The organism is Streptomyces sp. NPDC111802, assembly GCF_055634335.1.
This window is the reverse complement of record NZ_JBVKCZ010000022.1, coordinates 64,157-81,466: the sequence shown is the minus strand read 5'-3', so window position 1 is coordinate 81,466 and position 17,310 is coordinate 64,157. Positions and strand designations below refer to the sequence as shown.

Genomic DNA, 17,310 nt, shown 5'->3' with positions numbered 1-17,310 from the left:
CGCTCCGGGGAGCGGATATTACCGACCCGGAACGTGCCGGTACGCACCCTTGTGCGAAGCGTCGCGAGGGTCTTGGGTGGGACGAGTGTGTCGAGCCGGCCCGCAAGATCCGGGCCGGTGGCACCCTGGACTCTCAGGAGGATCGCGCATGTCCGATTCGGTGAGTGACTGTACGGAGCAACCCCGCTCCGCAGTCACCGAGGCCGAGGTGGAGGCCCTGGTCCGGGGCATCTGCTTCAAGACCGGCCCGCCCCGCACCCTCGGGGTCGAAGTGGAATGGCTCGTCCATGAGCTGCGCAGCCCGCAGCTCCCCGTGACACCCGAACGACTCGAAGCGGCCTACGCCGCTGTGCGGACCGTGCCCCTGAGGTCGGCGCTCACCGTCGAACCCGGCGGTCAGCTGGAGCTGAGCTCCCCTCCCGCCACCTCGCTGATGGAGTGCATCGGTACCGTCTCCGCCGACCTCGACGCCGCGCGCGCGGTTCTGCGTGCCCACGATCTGGATCTGGTCGGCATCGGCAACGACCCCTGGCACGCGCCCCGCCGGTTCCTGCGTCAGCCACGCTATGACGCGATGGAGGCCTGTCTGGACCGTGTCGGCCCGGCCGGCCGCGCCATGATGTGCACCTCGGCCTCCGTGCAGGTGTGCCTGGACGCCGGATTCGAGGAACCCGGCCCGCTCGGGCACGGGCGGCGCTGGTGGCTGGCGCACCATCTGGGCGCCGTTCTCGTCGCCGCCTTCGCCAACTCCCCGCTGGCCGGGCGCGAGCCCACCGGCTGGCTCTCCACCCGGCAGCTGCTGTGGATGGAGATCGGCGCGGACCGCGCGGGCGCTCCGCCGCTGGACGGCGATCCACGGGCCGCCTGGGCGCGGCACGTGGTGGACGCGCCGGTGATGTGCGTACGACAGGACGGCGGCCCCTGGGACGTCCCGGAGGGCCTGACGTTCCGGGAGTGGACCAGATCGGGTGCGCCCAGACCACCGACGCAGGAGGATCTGGACTACCACCTCACCACGCTGTTCCCGCCGGTCAGACCGCGTGGCCATCTGGAACTGCGCATGATCGACGCCCAGCCCGGCGAGGACGGCTGGATCGTGCCGCTCGCCGTGACGACCGCGCTCTTCGACGACCCGGAGGCGGCCGAGACCGCCTACCGCGTCGTGAAGCCGCTGGCCGAGCGCGCGCTGCCGATGCCCGCGCCGCACAACCCGCTGTGGATCGACGCGGCCCGCTCGGGTCTCGCCGATCCCGAGCTGCGGGAGGTCGCGGACACCTGTTTCACGGCGGCGCTGGAGGCCCTGCCCCGGCTGGGCGCGAGCACCGAGGTCACGGACGCCGTGGCGGCGTACCGGGACCGCTATGTCGCACGGGGCCGCTGCCCCGCCGACGATCTGCTGGACGAGCTCTACGGCACGGACCGCACCCTGCATGGGAAGGACATCCGCACATGACCGACCCCGCTTTCGACGCCGACACTCTCCGCGAGCGGGCGCTGACCACCCTGACCACCGCCCGTGCCCGGACGACTCTGTTGACCAGCTGTGTCGAGGACCCCGAGCTGACCGCCCAGCACTCGCCGCTGATGTCCCCGCTGGTGTGGGACCTCGCGCACATCGGCAACCAGGAGGAGCAGTGGCTGCTCAGGGCGGTCGCCGGGCGGGAGGCGATACGGCCCGAGATCGACGGCCTGTACGACGCCTTCGAGCACCCGCGCGCCGCACGGCCCTCGCTGCCGCTGCTGCCGCCGACCGAGGCCCGGAACTACGCGGCCGAGGTGCGTGGCCGGGTGCTGGACATCCTGGACGGCACGGCCTTCCATGGGACACGGCTGACCGAGGCGGGCTTCGCCTTCGGGATGATCGCGCAGCACGAGCAGCAGCACGACGAGACCATGCTGATCACCCATCAGCTCCGCAAGGGTCCGCAGGCCCTGACCGCCCCCGACCCGGACCCGGCGCCCCTGTTCACGGGGCCGTCCGAAGTCCTGGTCCCCGGCGGCCCGTTCACGATGGGCACCTCGACGGAGCCGTGGGCGCTGGACAACGAGCGCCCGGCGCACCGGCGCGAGGTGCCGCCGTACTACATCGACACCAAGCCGGTGACGAACGCCGCCTATCAGGCGTTCATCGCGGACGGCGGCTATGACGACGACCGCTGGTGGACGCCGGAGGGCTGGGCGCACATCCGGCAGCACTCCATCCACGCCCCGCTGTTCTGGCACCGGGACGGCAAGCAGTGGCTCAGGCGGCGCTTCGGCGTCACCGAGGTCGTACCGCCGGACGAGCCGGTGCTGCACGTGTGCTGGTACGAGGCCGACGCCTACGCCCGCTGGGCCGGGCGCAGGCTGCCCACCGAGGCCGAGTGGGAGAAGGCCGCCCGGCACGACCCGGCCCAGGACCGCTCGACGCGCTACCCGTGGGGCGACGCCGATCCCGCGCCGGAGCACGCCAACCTCGGTCAGCGGCATCTGCGCCCGGCGCCCGCCGGGAGCTACCCGGAGGGCGAATCACCGCTCGGTGTACGGCAGTTGATCGGTGATGTGTGGGAGTGGACGGCGAGCGACCTGGCGCCGTACCCGGGCTTCCAGGCCTTCCCGTACAAGGAGTACTCGGAGGTGTTCTTCGGGCCCGAGTACAAGGTGCTGCGCGGCGGTTCGTTCGCCGTGGACCCGGTGGCCTGCCGGGGCACCTTCCGCAACTGGGACTATCCGATACGGCGGCAGATCTTCTCCGGCTTCCGCACGGCCCGCTCCGCGGGGGACGTCTGATGTGCCGTCATTTGGCCTATCTGGGCCCCGAGGAGCCGCTCGGCCGGCTCCTCGTGGCGCCCCCGCACGGCCTGTTCCGCCAGTCCTGGGCACCGCGGCGACAGCGGTACGGGACCGTCAACGCCGATGGTTTCGGGGTCGGTTGGTACGCCGAGGGGGACCCCGTGCCGGCGCGGTACCGCCGGGCGGGGCCGATCTGGGCGGATCCGTCGTTCGCCGATCTGGCCCGCGTCGTACGGAGCACCGCGCTGCTGGCCGCCGTACGGGACGCCACGGTGCCGGGCGCCGACCAGGAGGCCGCGGCGGCGCCGTTCGCCACGGGCCCCTGGCTGTTCAGCCACAACGGCGCCGTCAAGGGCTGGCCCGACTCGCTGGCGCCGCTCGTGCCCGGCCTGCCCGCCGTGGACCTGCTGTCGCTGGAGGCCCGCAACGACTCGGCGTTCGTGTGGGCACTGGTGCTCGCCCGGCTGCGCGGCGGCGACGAGCTGGGGCAGGCGCTGGCCGACACGGTCACGGAGGTCGCCGAGGCGGCCCCCGGCTCCCGGCTCAACCTGCTGCTCACCAACGGCGAGACCATCGCCGCGACCGCCTGGGGCGACACACTCTGGTATCTGACCCGGCCCGCCGGCGGCACCGTCGTGGCCTCCGAGCCCTACGACGACGATCCGCACTGGCAGGAGGTCCCCGACCACACCCTGCTCGCGGCGAGCGGCACCGACGTTCTGCTCACCCCGCTCAAGGAACCGAGCGGCGCCCTGGCATTTTCACCCTCCAAGGAGCCCAGCCCGTGAGTCCGTTCCTTCTGACCCGCACCCTGCCCGAGGACACCACCGATGCGGCACTGCGCGCCGACGTCCTGAAGGGCCTGACCGGCACACCCAAGACGCTGCCGCCGAAGTGGTTCTACGACGCGCAGGGCAGCGAGCTCTTCGAGAAGATCACCGAGCTGCCCGAGTACTACCCGACGCGCGCCGAGCGCGAGATCCTCGTCGACCGGGCCGGCGAGATCGCCGCCGCCACCGGCGCCCGCACCCTGGTCGAACTGGGCTCCGGGTCCTCGGAGAAGACGCGGTACCTGATCGACGCGCTGACCGGGCTGCACACCTACGTCCCCGTGGACGTCAGCGAGAGCGCGCTCACCCAGGCCGGGCAGGCGCTCGTCGAGGAGCGGCCCGACCTCGACGTGCATGCCCTGATCGCCGACTTCACCGGTGGGCTGGCCCTGCCGGACACGCCCGGTCCCCGGCTGGTGGCGTTCCTCGGCGGCACGATCGGCAATCTGCTGCCGGCCGAGCGCGCCGCGTTCCTCGCCTCGGTGCGGGCCCTGCTCTCCCCCGGTGACGCGCTGCTGCTCGGCACGGACCTGGTCAAGGACGAGCGGGTCCTGGTCGACGCGTACGACGACGCGGCCGGGGTGACGGCCGCGTTCAACAAGAACGTGCTGACCGTCATCGACCGGGAGCTCGGTGCCGACTTCGATCCCGGCGCCTTCGAGCATGTGGCGCTGTGGAACGCGGAGAACGAGTGGATCGAGATGCGGCTGCGTGCCCGTACCGCGCAGACGGTGAAGGTGCCCGCGCTGGACCTCGCCGTCGAGTTCGCGGCGGGCGAGGAGATGCGCACGGAGGTGTCGGCGAAGTTCCGTAAGGAAGGGGTCCGCGCGGAACTGTCCGCGGCCGGGCTGGAGCTGGCGCACTGGTGGACGGACGGTCAGGGTCGCTTCGCGCTGTCACTGAGCGTGGCGCGGTGACGGACGGCTCGCGCGATGCCGCGCCTTGGGGCACGGTGGAGTGACGCGTGTGAGAGGAGCACCCACATGTCGAACCACACCTACCGTGTGACGGACATCGTCGGCACCTCGCCCGAGGGCGTGGACCAGGCGATCCGCAACGGCATCACGCGGGCCTCACAGACCCTGCGCAACCTGGACTGGTTCGAGGTGGTCGAGGTGCGTGGCCAACTCGACGACGGTGAGATCGCGCACTGGCAGGTGACCATGAAGGTCGGCTTCCGCCTGGAGGAATCCGACTAGCACGGGTCCCTGGCGTCAGGTCCGCCCCTCCCGCTCCTGCGCCACCTTCAGCGCGGCGGAAGGGGCGGTCCAGCGTGCCCGTACAACAGTGAAACCGGCGCGTTCGGCGTCCTCGCACACCAGCTCGTCGTCGTCCACCAGCACCCGGATCTCGCGGGTGCTGGCGAGGCGGCGCAGGATCTCGAGCTTGGTGCGCCGGGCGGGCCTGCGGTCGTCGTTGCGTCGCATGTACAGGCGGCCTTCGGGCAGCCCGTGCGCCGCGAGCCAGTCGAGTGTGTCGGGCCGGCAGCGCTCGGGGCGCCCGGTGAGATAGCGGACCTCGCACTCCTCGGCGCTCTCCCGCGCCAGTGCGACGCCCTCCTCGATCGGTGGGTCCTGCGGGGCGGCCGCGAAGAAGCCGTCCCAGTCACGCGGCTTGCGCTCCAGGAAGTGCTGCCGGTGCGCCGTGTCGGCGAGGGTGTTGTCCAGGTCGAACACGGCGAGGGGACGGTTGTTGCTGTCGGTCACGCCTCTCACCCTAGACGTGGGTCCTGATTTGAGACAGTCCGACCTGGAGAAATGGTCCGTACTAATTCCCGGAGGGCCATTTCCGCAGGCCCTCACAAGATCGCCGAAATTACGGGAGGCGTGAATGCGCCACCGCGGGACGGCAATTCAGTTCGGCGGTTGATTGCTCAAAGAGAGCGCTGTCATACTCCGGCTTCCGGCTTTCACCGCCCGCCACCCGTCCCCCATCAGGCCCGCACTCACCAGTGTGTTCGGCATGCCGCAGCGAAGAAGGTGCGCCTGTGCCCGAGTTTTCACCATGGCCCGACAACTCTCTCACATACAGTCCGCCGGTCGATCGAACAGTACCGACCAGACGGATATCCGAAGAACCTGAATTCCACTCGCTGCGCCGCGCCCAGCGCAGGTTCGGCGTCCGCGCGACACTCCTGTCGGTCGGCGGATTCCTGCTGTACGTACTGCTGTCGCACACCGCCCCCGGCCTGATGAACCAGCGCCTGACCGGCGACCTCACCCTCGGCCTCGCGCTGGGGCTCGGCCAGTTCGTCGTGATGGGCGTGACGGCCTGGTGGTACGCACGGCACATGCGCACCCGGGTCGACCCGCTGGTCCGCGGCCTGGCCTCGCGACTGCACCACCAGCCGGAGACACCGCACCGCCCACAGGACACGGACTCGTCCCACGCCCGCGCACCGCACGGCGAGGCCGGGCAGACCCTCAACCCCGGCGCCGGGGGGTACCGCACATGGTGACCCTGTCCGAAGGCATCGTCGACCGGTTCAGCCTGCAACTGACCTTCGTGCTGTTCCTGTCCGTGGTCGTGGTCACGCTGTTCATCGCACTGCTGACGGCCCCTCAGCGCGACGAGATCAGCGAGTTCTACCTCGGCAACCGCACCATGTCCCCGCTGCGCAACGGCCTCGCGATGTGCGGCGACTACCTGTCGGCCGCGACGCTGCTCGGCAGCACCGGACTGGTCGCCCTCACCGGCTACGACGGCCTGCTGTACCTCGGCGGCACCGTCATCGCCTGGATGACGGTACTGCTGCTGATCGCCGAACCCCTGCGCCGCGCGGGCAAGTTCACCCTCGGCGACACACTGGCCCTGCGGCTGACCCGGCTGCAACGGCCGACGCGGCTCGCCCTCGCCGTGTGCACGCTGGCCATCACAACCCTCTACCTGGTCGCCCAACTGGTCGGCAGCATCGCCCTGCTGACCCAGTTCACCGGCGAACCCAGCGCCGCGACCCGCACATTGTGCGTGATCGTGATCGGCACCGTCGTCATCGTGTACGCGGCCATCGGCGGCGCGCCGGGCGCCACGGTCATCCAGATCATCAAGGCCGTGATGCTGGTGGCGGGCGTGACGATCACCGCGGTCATGGTGCTGCACCGCTACGACTGGAACCCGGGCGCCCTGCTGTCCGCGGCCGCCGACCACAGCGGCACCGGCACCCGCTTCCTCGAACCCGGGCTGCGCTACGGCGCCAGCACCACCAGCAAGCTCGACTTCTTCAGCCTCGAGCTGGCGATCGTCCTCGGGCTCGCCGCGCTCCCCCATGTGCTGATGCGCCTGCTCGCCCCGCGCAAGGTCGCCGTACTGCGCTCCTCCGTCGTGTGGGCGGTCGGCCTCGTCGGTCTGGTCTGCCTCGCGGCCGGTGTCCTCGGGCTCGGCGCCACCGCCGTGGTCGGCCGGGAGACCATCGCGAACACGGACCACAAGGGCGACGCGGCCGTACTGCTCCTCGCCAACGCCCTGGGCGGCGGTGTCCTCACGGCCCTGCTGTCCTGCCTCGCCTTCGTCACGCTGCTCGCCGTCGCGGCCGGCCTCACCCTCGCCGCCGCCTCGTCGCTCGCCCACGACCTGTACGGCGAGGTGATCCGCAAGGGCCGCGCGAGCGAGACCGAGGAGCTGGTGGTCGCCCGGCTGTCCGCGGTCGTCATCGGCGTCCTCGCGATGCTGCTCGCGCTCGTCTCCTGGGGCGCCAACACCGCGACGCTCGCCTTCCTCGCCTTCGCCATCGCGGCCTCCGCGATCCTGCCGACGATCGTCTACACCCTCTTCTGGCGCCGGTTCACCGGCCAGGGAGCGCTGCTCAGCCTCTGGGGCGGCCTGGTCTGCTCGGTGCTGCTGGTGCTGTTCTCGCCCGTGGTCTCCGCCACGCCGGGCTCGTTCTACCCGGAGTCCGACTTCGCCTGGTTCCCGCTCCAGAACCCGGGCATCGTCTCCATCCCTGCGGGCTTCCTACTCGGCTGGCTCGGCACCGTACTGAGCGACCGACAGCCCCAGGACGACGACGCCTACCAGGAGTTCGAGGTGCGGATGCTGGTGGGCGCCAAGGAGTAGACGCGGTGGCCGAGGAGCAGACCCGGTGGCCGAGGAGCGGACCGCCGCGATTGTTAATGGGATCCATTTTCATATAGCCTCCTCGGTGTTCACTCACCGAGGAGGTCCGACATGGCTGTCCCCAAGCGGAAGATGTCCCGCAGCAACACCCGCCACCGCCGCGCCCAGTGGAAGGCGAGCACTCCGCGGCTCGTGCCCGTCACCATCGACGGCGTCAGCCACCTCGTGCCGCAGCACCTGGTCAGGGCGTACGAGCGCGGGCTGCTGCTCCCCGAGGGCTGACCGGGATGCCGTACGACCGCCGTCTGCCCGTCACCGTCCTGTCCGGCTTCCTCGGGGCGGGCAAGACGACCCTGCTCAACCACGTCCTCGCGAACCGCGAGGGACTGCGCGTGGCGGTCATCGTCAACGACATGAGCGAGGTCAACATCGACGCCGCGCTGGTGCGGGGCGGCGAGGCCGCGCTGTCGAGGACCGAGGAACGCCTGGTCGAGATGACCAACGGCTGCATCTGCTGCACCCTGCGCGACGATCTCCTTCAGGAGGTCGACCGGCTCGCCCGTGAGGGCCGGTTCGACCTTCTCCTCATCGAGTCGTCCGGCATCTCCGAACCCATGCCGGTGGCGGCCACCTTCGCCTTCGCCCGCGACGACGGAGCCACCCTCGGCGACCTCGCCCTTCTGGACACCATGGTCACGGTCGTCGACGCCGCGGGCTTCCTGTCCGAGCTGGACAGCGGCGACGAACTCGCCGAGCGCGGTCTCGACCAGTACGAGGACGACGAGCGCACCGTCAGCGATCTCCTCATCGACCAGGTCGAGTTCGCGGACGTCATCGTGCTGAACAAGCTGGACCTGGTGGACGAGGTGACGGCGGCCCGGCTGCGCGCGGCACTGCGCAGGCTCAACTCCGCCGCGCGGACCGTCGACGCCGTACAGGGACGAGTGGCGCTCCAGGAGGTGCTCGGCACACGGCTGTTCGACCTGGAGCGCGCCCAGCAGGCACCGGGCTGGGTGCGGGAGCTCAACGGCGACCATGTGCCGGAGACCGAGGAGTACGGGATCTCCTCCATGGTGTTCCGCTCCGAACTCCCCTTCCATTCCGAGCGGTTGTGGACCTTCGTCACCGAGGGCCTGGACAGCGGCGCGTACGGGAAGGTGCTGCGCTCCAAGGGGTTCTTCGCCCTCGCCACCCGGCCGCGGGTGACGGGACTGTGGTCGCAGGCCGGTTCCGTCGCCCGCTTCGAGCCCAGCGCCGCCCATGACACCGAGGCGCCGTACGCGCAGGAGCTGGTCTTCATCGGCACGCGGCTGGACGCGGCGGCGCTCCGGGCCGCCCTCATCGACTGCCTGATGACGCAGGGCGAGGACCCGCCGGCCGGCGACCCCTTCCCGGCCTGGGACACATACGGCATCGACGACGCCTGCGACCACGAGCACGCGGCGCCGCTCCAGGTGCCGGTTCCCTGAGTCGCCCGGCGCCCGGCCTGCCTATTCTGGTGAGGGGCCGGTCCTGCTCGCGGAGCGCGGGAAGGGAGCCGCAGGTGGCCGAGCGGACGATCGACAGGGCGGCCGCGGGCACTTTGCGGCGGGCCAGGGACGCCGCTGCCCGTGAGGCCTGGGCCGAGGCGTACCGGCTGCTGGGCCGCCTGGACGCCGCCTGTCTCACCCCCGACGACTGCGCGGCGTTCGCCGACGCCGCCTGGTGGACGAGCCGTGTCGAGGAGTCCGTCGTCCAGCGGACGCGGGCCTACTCCGGGTATGCCGCAGCGGGCGCGGCCCGGCAGGCGGGGCTCATGGCCTGGCTGCTGTTCTACGAGCACCAGCTGGCGGGGCGTGCGGCCGTGGCCGCCGGCTGGCTGCGCCGGGCGCGGCGGCATCTCCACGACGAGCCGGAGTGCGTCGAGCAGTGCTACCTCGCCTGGGTCGACGCGGAGGACGCCCAGCGGCGCGGCGCGTTCGACGAGGCCATGGCCGCGGCCCGGCGCATGGCCTCGATCGCGCGCCGCCGCGGCAGCCCGGATCTGCTCGCCATGAGCGTCCAGGCACAGGCGGGTGTCCTGGTGGCCCAGGGGCACGTCGGTGAGGGGCTCGATCTCCTGGACGAGGCGATGTGCTCGGCCATGGCGGGTGAGCTGAGCTCCTTCTTCACCGGGTGGGTCTACTGCCTGGGCCTCCAGCAGTCCATGGCCTGCGTCGATCTGGAACGCGCCGCCGAATGGACCGACGCCGCCATGCGGTGGTGCGCGGCGATGCCGGCCGAGAACAACTTCCGCGGACTGTGCCGGGTGCACCGGGTGGAGGTGCTGGAGCTGCGCGGCAGCTGGGACGAGGCGCTGACCGAGGCCGGGCGGACCTGCGAGGAACTGCTGCCGTACGAGCGGCGGATGGCCGCCGAGGCGGTCTACCTGGTCGGCCAGATCCAGCGGCGGCGCGGAGAGCTCACGGCGGCCGAGGAGTCGTACGACCGCACTCATGAACTCGGCCGCGACCCGCAGCCCGGCCTGGCCCTGCTGCGGCTGGCCCAGGGGAAGGCCGACGCCTCGGCCACGACACTGCGGCTGGCCGTCGCGAACAGCGCCGGCGCCGACGGTCTTGAGCGGTGCAGACTGCTCACGGCCCAGGTCGAGGTCTGCCTGGCGCTGGGGCGGACGGCCGAGGCGCGCACGGCCGCCGAGGGGCTCCGGTCCCTGGCCCGGGACTGGCAGCGGCGGTGCGGCTCGGAGGCGACCCCGCTGCACGCGAGCGCGGCCGCGTCCTGCGGCGCGGTGGCCTTCGCGGCCCGTGACCTCGACATCGCGCTGACCCGGCTGCGCCGGGCGCTGGCGCTCTGGCTGGAGCTCCAGGTGCCGTACGAGGCGGCCCAGGTACGGATGACGCTGGCCGCCGCCGACCGGGCCACCGGCGACGACGAGGGTGCCCGGATGGAGCTGCGGGCCGCTGAGCAGGCCTTCCGGCAGCTCGGTGCCGTACCCGACGCGCGCCGGGCGGCGGCCCTGCTCGCCGATGTGCGCCGGCGGCGGCCGGGCGAGCTCACCGAGCGGGAGATCCAGGTGCTGCGGCTGGTCGCGGCGGGCCGTACGAACCGGGCCGTCGCGGCGGAGCTGGTGATCAGCGAGCACACCGTCGCCCGGCACCTCAACAACATCTTCGCCAAGCTCGACGTCTCCTCACGGGCCGCCGCGACGGCGTACGCGTACACGCACGGCCTCGCCTGACGCGACTCATGGGCCGTTCCGCCCATACCGGGGTCCACCGAGGATGGGCGATTCAGGCGATGAACGCGCCTCCGCTCCGGCGTAGACCAGAGACGTAAGCCCTCCCACTCGGCAACGAAAGCAGGTGGCGGGCATGACGACCTACACACCGACCCTGGACCACAGACTGCTGGACCGGCTGCGCGGAGCCGTGCGCGGCGACATCGTCGAGCCCGGCGACGACGACTACGACGAGGCACGCCAGGTCTACAACGCCATGCACGACAGGCGGCCGGCGATCATCGTCAGGGCCGTCGACACGGGCGACGTCATGGCGACCGTGGACTTCGCCCGCGAACAGGGCGTGACGCTCGCCGTACGCGGCGGCAGCCACAGCGTCCCCGGCCACGGGACCTGCGACGGCGGGGTCGTCCTCGACCTCGGCCGGATGCGCGGGATCCGCGTCGATCCCGACACCCGTACCGCCTGGGTCGAGGGCGGCTGCACCTGGGCGGACGTCAACCACGCCACCCATGCCTTCGGGCTGGCCACCACCGGCGGGGTCGTCTCCACGACCGGCGTGGGCGGTCTGACGACCGGTGGCGGCATGGGCTACCTGGCCCGGCGCTGCGGCCTGGCCTGCGACAACCTCGTCTCGGTTGACCTGGTGACGGCCGACGGGTCCTTCGTGACCTGTGCGGAGGACCAGCACAGCGACCTGATGTGGGCGGTGCGCGGGGGCGGCGGGAACTTCGGGGTCGTCACGTCCTTCGCCTTCCGGCTGCACCCCATCGCCGACATCCTCGGCGGGCCGACCTTCTTCCCCCTCGACGCCGACGTGATCCGCCGCTACCGGGAGCTGGTCGCCGAGGGGGACGAGAGGCTCGGGGCCGTCCTCCTCGTAGGGCTCGGACCGCCAGTGCCGTTCCTGCCCGAGCGCTGGCACGGGCGGCCGGTGTGCGGTGTGGTCGCCTGCTGGAGCGGACCGCAGGACGAGGACGAGCGGATCCGGGACCGGGTCGCCGCACTCGGGCCGGTGCTGGGCCGGCACCTGGAGCGCATGCCCTACCCGATGATCAACACGCTCTTCGACGACCTGGTGCCCGCCGGCCTATACCACTACTGGAAGGGCTCCTTCACCCAGGGCCTGCCGGACGGGGCCGTCGACGCCTTCATCGAGTACGGCGCCACGACCCCCTCGATCCAGAGCGTGACGATCGCCTTCCCCATCGACGGGGCCTGCCACCGCGTAGGGCCCGAGGAGACCGCCTTCTCCTACCGGGACGCCGACTACTCGATCGCGCTCAGCCCGACGCTCACCACCCGGGAGGACTGCGAGGCCCGCAAGGACTGGGTGCGCGCCTTCCACGGGGCGCTGGAAGCGCACTCCATGGAAGGCGGCTACGTGAACTTCATGGACGGCGACGACCAGGACCGGGTGCAGGCCAACTACCGTGCGAACTACGCCCGTCTCAAGGAGCTGAAGCGGCGCTACGACCCGGGGAACCTGTTCCGCCTGAACCACAACATCGCACCGTGAGGAATCCCTCGGGCTCCCAGGTGTTGAACCGTGTATGAGCTCCGTGATCGCCTCGACCCGCTTCTCCGTCCTGGACCGCTCCCGCACCCGCGAGGGGCACTCGAACGGAGCGGCGCTGCGGGACACCGTACGGCTGGCGCGGGAGATCGAGGCGCTCGGCTATCACCGGTTCTGGGTGTCGGAGCACCACGGCGTACCCGGCGTCGCCGGCTCCGCGCCGACCGTGCTTGCCGCCGCCGTGGCCGGCGCGACCCGCACCATCCGGGTCGGCACCGGCGGGGTGATGCTGCCGAACCATCAACCGCTCGTCGTGGCCGAGCAGTTCGGGGTGCTGGAGTCGCTCTTCCCGGGGCGGATCGACATGGGGTTGGGGCGGTCCGTCGGTTTCACCGACGGGGTGCGCAAGGCACTCGGCCGGGACAAGGGGGTCGCGGAGGACTTCGCGGCGCAGATCCAGGAGCTGCTCGGCTGGTTCCGCGGCACCTCGCCGACCGGGGTGCACGCGCGGCCCGCCGAGGGCCTGACCGTGCCGCCGTTCGTGCTGGCCATGGGCGAGGGCGCGGACATCGCGGCCCGCGCGGGGCTGCCGATGGTCATCGGCGACCTCAGGAACAGGGAGAAGATGCGGCGCGGGATCGATCACTACCGCGACCGCTTCCGCCCCTCCGCCTGGGCGAGCGAGCCGTACGTCGTGATCTCCGGCACCGTCGCGGTGGCCGCCACGCCCGAGGAGGCCCGGCGGCTGCTCGTGCCGGAGGCCTGGTCGATGGCGTACTCGCGCACGCACGGCACCTTCCCGCCGCTGCCGCCCGCCGAGCGCGTCGAGGCGCTCACCATGACCGCGAAGGAGCGCGGCTTCTACGACGGCGGTCTCGCCGGGCACATCGCGGGTACGCAGGAGCAGGTGGCGCACGAGCTGGAGACGGTGCTGAAGGAGACGGGGGCGCAGGAGGTGCTGGTCACGACCAGTACGTACGACCGGGAGGCGCTGGTGGACTCCTACCGCAGGCTCGCCCGGATCGTCGAGGCGTGATCCGGGCGAGCGGTGCGGCGGTGGGTCAGTCCGGGTCGCGCGGGTCGAACGACTTGGTGTCGACCGTCAGCGGCTTCGGGAACGCGCCGGCCACCGAATCCCAGCCCGTGAACTTGAAGTTGGTGCCCTCCCGGCCCCCGTCCGCGGGCGTGGCCTCGCCGTCGTGGGTGACGAGCAGGCCCTTGGGGAAGGACCGGCCCAGCGGGACGTTGACCACGGCGGCACCGTCGGAGTGCTGCACCCCGTCGGTGGCGGCGCTGTCGGTTACGGTGAAGGAGCCGAGGTAGGCGTTGCGACCCTGGCGCTCGTACACGGCGAAGGTGTTGTCGCCCTGGCTGGAGGCGAGCAGATAGCCCTTGCCGTCGGCGGCGTGGTAGATCGCCGCCCCCTCGGCGTCGGCCCTCAGATGCTCACCGCCGAAGCCGGGGTCGTTCGCGGTGTCGATGACGCACTCCTCCTCGGCGTCATACGTCCACGGAGTGCCGTACTCGCGCACCCGGTCGATCAGCGCGGGCCGGCCGAACTCCTCGTCGTCCAGGTCGATCCGCCACAGCCCGACGTCCTCCTGGGCCGCGTACAGGACGTGCTCCTCCTGGTCGACGACCATGCCCTCGACCTGCGCGTGGTCACCGGGGTCGGCGCACGGTGTCCAGCTCCGCCCGTTCGGCAGGGTGAAGGAGCCGGGCAGGTCGAGGGTGTCCTCGGTCCTGTAGCCGACGCGCCCGTTGCGGTCCTCCAGCTGGAGCAGCCGTACGCGGGTCTCCGAGCGGCGTGACACGGCCACGTACGCGTTGTCGTCGTCGCTGAACGCGGTAAGTCCGTAGGCGGTGCGCTGGTCGTCGACCTCGGCCTCGCTCGCGGAGAAGACCGGCGCGGCGTTCGCCGCCGTCACGTCCTTCAGCGGGGGCCTGCCCGCAGCGACGGCGGCCGGGTCGATCGCGTAGGCCCGGACGCGGTCCCGGCCGCGGTCGCTGACCAGGGCCAAGTCGGTCTTCTTGCCGCCCAGTTCGAAGCCGTAGACGACGTCGACGTTGTTGAAGCGGCCCGCCGCGGCATCCTCGCCGGGCGCCGGGGGCGCGGCGATGTGCTGCAGGCGCCTGCCGTCGAGGTCGTAGACGTCGAGGCCGGCCTCCTTGAGGGTGCCGATGACGAGACTGCGGCCCGGGGTGCGGGGGTCGACCCAGACGGCCGGGTCGTCGGCGTCGGCGTTGCCGCCCGCCTCGTCGTCGTACACGGCGGGCGTCTCCGCACGCGCGGAGACGGCGACCGGCTGCGGGGCCGAGGCGCCCGTGACCATCAGCAGCGCGGCGGTGAGAGTGCTCAGAGCGGAAGCGCTCACGAATACTCCTCAGTAGGAAAAGTGACGGGCGAGACGCTATGGGCGACCGGTGTGGGTGAGCCGACGGCACCGTGAACATCAGGTGGTGCGTGCGGGCGCCGAGTCTGGTTCGCATAGAATCGCGGGGTTTGCCCCCCCCCGACCTCGACACAACCCTCCCGGAGCCCTCGCCCCATGCACTCCTCGCACGACCCGTACGTCCGCGTCCGCGGCGCCCGTGAGCACAACCTCAAGGGTGTGGACGTCGACATCCCGCGGGATGTGCTGGCCGTGTTCACGGGGGTGTCCGGGTCGGGGAAGTCCTCGCTCGCCTTCGGCACGATCTACGCCGAGGCCCAGCGCCGCTACTTCGAGTCGGTGGCGCCGTACGCCCGCAGGCTGATCCACCAGGTCGGCGCGCCGAAGGTCGGCGAGATCACCGGGCTCCCGCCGGCCGTGTCCCTGGAGCAGCGCCGCTCGGGACCGACGTCGCGCTCCTCCGTCGGCACGGTCACCAACCTGTCCAACTCCCTGCGGATGCTGTACTCCCGCGCCGGCGACTACCCGCCGGGGGCCGAGCGGCTGGACTCGGACGCGTTCTCGCCGAACACGGCGGCGGGGGCGTGCCCGGAGTGTCATGGGCTCGGCCAAGTGCACCGTACGACCGAGGAGTTGCTGGTCCCCGACCCGGCGCTGTCGATCCGGGACGGCGCCATCGCCGCCTGGCCGGGCGCGTGGCAGGGCAAGAACCTGCGCGACATCCTCGACGCGCTCGGATACGACGTCGAGCGGCCCTGGCGCGATCTGCCGGCCGAGCAGCGGGAGTGGATCCTCTTCACCGACGAGCAGCCGGTGGTCACCGTCCACCCGGTGCGCGACGCCGACCGCATCCAACGGCCGTACCAGGGTACGTACATGAGCGCCCGGCGGTATGTGATGAAGACGTTCTCCGACTCCAAGAGCCCGACCCTGCGGGCCAAGGCGGAGCGGTTCCTGGCCGCCGCGCCCTGCCCGGCGTGCGGTGGCGGCAGGCTGCGGCCCGAGGCGCTTGCCGTGACCTTCGCCGGCCGGACCATCGCGGAACTGGCCGCGCTGCCGCTGACCGAGCTGGCGGGCACGCTGGACGGCGGCGCCTCGGAGACGGCCCGTGTCCTCACCGAGGACCTCCGGTCCCGTATCGCACCCGTCGTCGAGCTCGGCCTCGGCTACCTCAGCCTCGACCGCGCCACCCCCACCCTCTCGACCGGCGAACTGCAGCGCCTGCGGCTCGCGACCCAGCTCCGGTCCGGGCTGTTCGGTGTCGTGTACGTCCTCGACGAGCCGTCCGCGGGGCTGCACCCGGCGGACACCGAGGCGCTGCTGAGGGTGCTGGCGCGGCTGAAGGCGGCCGGGAACACGGTGTTCGTGGTCGAGCACCACCTCGATGTCATGCGCGGCGCCGACTGGCTGGTCGACGTGGGGCCGCGCGCCGGTGAGCACGGCGGGCGGGTGCTGCACAGCGGGCCGGTGGCGGAGCTGGCGGCGGTCGGGGAGTCCGCGACCGCGCGCTTCCTCTTCGACAGCTCGCCCGCCGTCGTACGTCAAGTGCGCACCCCGCAAGGTCAGTTGAAGGTCGGTCCGGTCACCCGGCACAATCTGCGCGGAGTGCTGGCCGAGTTCCCGCTCGGGGTGTTCACGGCCGTCACCGGTGTCTCGGGGTCGGGCAAGTCCACGCTCATCGGCGAGATCACCGAGGAGCTCGCGGGGGTGGGCCGCCTGGTCTCGGTCGACCAGAAGCCGATCGGGCGCACCCCGCGCTCCAATCTCGCCACCTACACCGGCCTCTTCGACGTCGTGCGCAAGGTGTTCGCGGCCACCGACGAGGCGCAGGCCCGTGGTTACGGCGTCGGACGCTTCTCCTTCAACGTGGCGGGCGGGCGCTGCGAGACCTGTCAGGGCGAGGGGTTCGTCAGCGTCGAGCTGTTGTTCCTGCCGAGCACATACGCGCCGTGCCCGGACTGCGGCGGGGCGCGCTACAACCCCGAGACGCTGCAAGTGGCGTACCGGGGACGGAACATCGCACAGGTGCTGGACCTCACGGTCGAGGCGGCGGCGGAGTTCTTCGCGGACACCCCGGCCGTGGCCCGCAGCCTCGGCACCCTGCTCGACGTGGGCCTCGGCTATCTGCGGCTGGGCCAGCCGGCCACCGAGCTGTCCGGCGGTGAGGCCCAGCGCATCAAGCTGGCGAGCGAGTTGCAGCGCGGCCGCCGCGGACACACGCTCTACCTCCTCGACGAGCCGACCACCGGGCTCCATCCGGCCGATGTCGAGGTCCTGATGCGCCAGTTGCACGGGCTGGTCGACGCCGGGCACACCGTTGTCGTGGTCGAGCACGACATGTCCGTCGTCGCGGGCGCGGACTGGGTGATCGACCTGGGACCGGGCGGCGGTGACGCGGGCGGACGGATCGTGGCCGCGGGTCCGCCCGCTCGGGTGGCCAGGGCGAGAGACAGCGCGACCGCGCCCTACCTCGCCCAGGTCATGCCGTGAGCGGCTCACACGACGGCACCACAACCGACGGCCGTTCGT

At 71.7% G+C, this 17,310-nt stretch carries 15 protein-coding genes; 13 read left to right on the top strand and 2 right to left on the bottom strand.

Annotated features, from left to right (window positions below):
• Nucleotides 1-148 precede the first annotated feature (148 nt).
• From egtA to ACZ7NC_RS24500, 5 genes are all read left to right on the top strand, one after another.
• Nucleotides 149-1,453, top strand: a complete 1,305-nt coding sequence (egtA, locus tag ACZ7NC_RS24520) for an ergothioneine biosynthesis glutamate--cysteine ligase EgtA (protein ID WP_471491233.1) — start codon at nucleotides 149-151, stop codon at nucleotides 1,451-1,453.
• Complete coding sequence (gene egtB / locus ACZ7NC_RS24515) at nucleotides 1,450-2,769, top strand: ergothioneine biosynthesis protein EgtB (protein ID WP_471491231.1); 1,320 nt, start codon at nucleotides 1,450-1,452, stop codon at nucleotides 2,767-2,769. Before egtA ends, egtB begins: the two co-directional genes overlap by 4 nt.
• Nucleotides 2,769-3,560: an ergothioneine biosynthesis protein EgtC gene (gene egtC, locus ACZ7NC_RS24510; RefSeq protein ID WP_471491228.1), complete on the top strand. Its 792-nt coding sequence runs from the start codon at nucleotides 2,769-2,771 to the stop codon at nucleotides 3,558-3,560. Before egtB ends, egtC begins: the two co-directional genes overlap by 1 nt.
• The gene (egtD, locus tag ACZ7NC_RS24505; RefSeq protein WP_471491227.1) at nucleotides 3,557-4,519 is read left to right on the top strand and encodes an L-histidine N(alpha)-methyltransferase; all 963 of its coding nucleotides are present in this window, start codon (nucleotides 3,557-3,559) and stop codon (nucleotides 4,517-4,519) included. The genes egtC and egtD overlap by 4 nt, the downstream gene beginning before the upstream one ends.
• A gap of 66 nt (nucleotides 4,520-4,585) precedes the next feature.
• Nucleotides 4,586-4,801: a dodecin gene (locus ACZ7NC_RS24500; RefSeq protein WP_471491225.1), complete on the top strand. Its 216-nt coding sequence runs from the start codon at nucleotides 4,586-4,588 to the stop codon at nucleotides 4,799-4,801.
• 15 nt (nucleotides 4,802-4,816) lie between these two features.
• On the opposite strand, the gene ACZ7NC_RS24495 is transcribed toward ACZ7NC_RS24500, so the two are convergent.
• Nucleotides 4,817-5,308, bottom strand: a complete 492-nt coding sequence (locus ACZ7NC_RS24495; RefSeq protein ID WP_471491224.1) for a phosphatase domain-containing protein — start codon at nucleotides 5,306-5,308, stop codon at nucleotides 4,817-4,819.
• Nucleotides 5,309-5,589: 281 nt separating this feature from the next.
• Between ACZ7NC_RS24495 and ACZ7NC_RS24490 the strand changes: the two genes are divergently transcribed.
• From ACZ7NC_RS24490 to ACZ7NC_RS24460, 7 genes are all read left to right on the top strand, one after another.
• The gene (locus ACZ7NC_RS24490) at nucleotides 5,590-6,060 is read left to right on the top strand and encodes a DUF485 domain-containing protein (RefSeq protein WP_471491223.1); all 471 of its coding nucleotides are present in this window, start codon (nucleotides 5,590-5,592) and stop codon (nucleotides 6,058-6,060) included.
• Nucleotides 6,054-7,655 (top strand): sodium/solute symporter, encoded by a 1,602-nt coding sequence (locus ACZ7NC_RS24485; protein ID WP_471491221.1) that lies wholly within the window; start codon nucleotides 6,054-6,056, stop codon nucleotides 7,653-7,655. Before ACZ7NC_RS24490 ends, ACZ7NC_RS24485 begins: the two co-directional genes overlap by 7 nt.
• Before the next feature lie 111 nt (nucleotides 7,656-7,766).
• Complete coding sequence (gene rpmF, locus ACZ7NC_RS24480; protein WP_471491220.1) at nucleotides 7,767-7,937, top strand: 50S ribosomal protein L32; 171 nt, start codon at nucleotides 7,767-7,769, stop codon at nucleotides 7,935-7,937.
• A gap of 5 nt (nucleotides 7,938-7,942) precedes the next feature.
• Nucleotides 7,943-9,124: a GTP-binding protein gene (locus ACZ7NC_RS24475; RefSeq protein WP_471491219.1), complete on the top strand. Its 1,182-nt coding sequence runs from the start codon at nucleotides 7,943-7,945 to the stop codon at nucleotides 9,122-9,124.
• Between the two features lie 74 nt (nucleotides 9,125-9,198).
• Complete coding sequence (locus tag ACZ7NC_RS24470; protein WP_471491217.1) at nucleotides 9,199-10,872, top strand: LuxR C-terminal-related transcriptional regulator; 1,674 nt, start codon at nucleotides 9,199-9,201, stop codon at nucleotides 10,870-10,872.
• Nucleotides 10,873-11,005: 133 nt separating this feature from the next.
• Nucleotides 11,006-12,391: an FAD-binding oxidoreductase gene (locus ACZ7NC_RS24465; protein WP_471491215.1), complete on the top strand. Its 1,386-nt coding sequence runs from the start codon at nucleotides 11,006-11,008 to the stop codon at nucleotides 12,389-12,391.
• Nucleotides 12,392-12,425: 34 nt separating this feature from the next.
• Nucleotides 12,426-13,424 (top strand): LLM class flavin-dependent oxidoreductase, encoded by a 999-nt coding sequence (locus ACZ7NC_RS24460; RefSeq protein ID WP_471491213.1) that lies wholly within the window; start codon nucleotides 12,426-12,428, stop codon nucleotides 13,422-13,424.
• A 25-nt stretch (nucleotides 13,425-13,449) separates the two neighbouring features.
• Here the strand turns inward: ACZ7NC_RS24460 and ACZ7NC_RS24455 are convergent, their stop codons facing one another.
• Nucleotides 13,450-14,763, bottom strand: coding sequence for a phytase (locus ACZ7NC_RS24455; RefSeq protein ID WP_471491211.1), 1,314 nt, complete (start codon nucleotides 14,761-14,763; stop codon nucleotides 13,450-13,452).
• 174 nt (nucleotides 14,764-14,937) lie between these two features.
• On the opposite strand from ACZ7NC_RS24455, the gene ACZ7NC_RS24450 reads away from it, so the two are divergent.
• Nucleotides 14,938-17,271 (top strand): ATP-binding cassette domain-containing protein, encoded by a 2,334-nt coding sequence (locus ACZ7NC_RS24450; RefSeq protein WP_471491210.1) that lies wholly within the window; start codon nucleotides 14,938-14,940, stop codon nucleotides 17,269-17,271.
• Nucleotides 17,272-17,310: the final 39 nt, after the last annotated feature.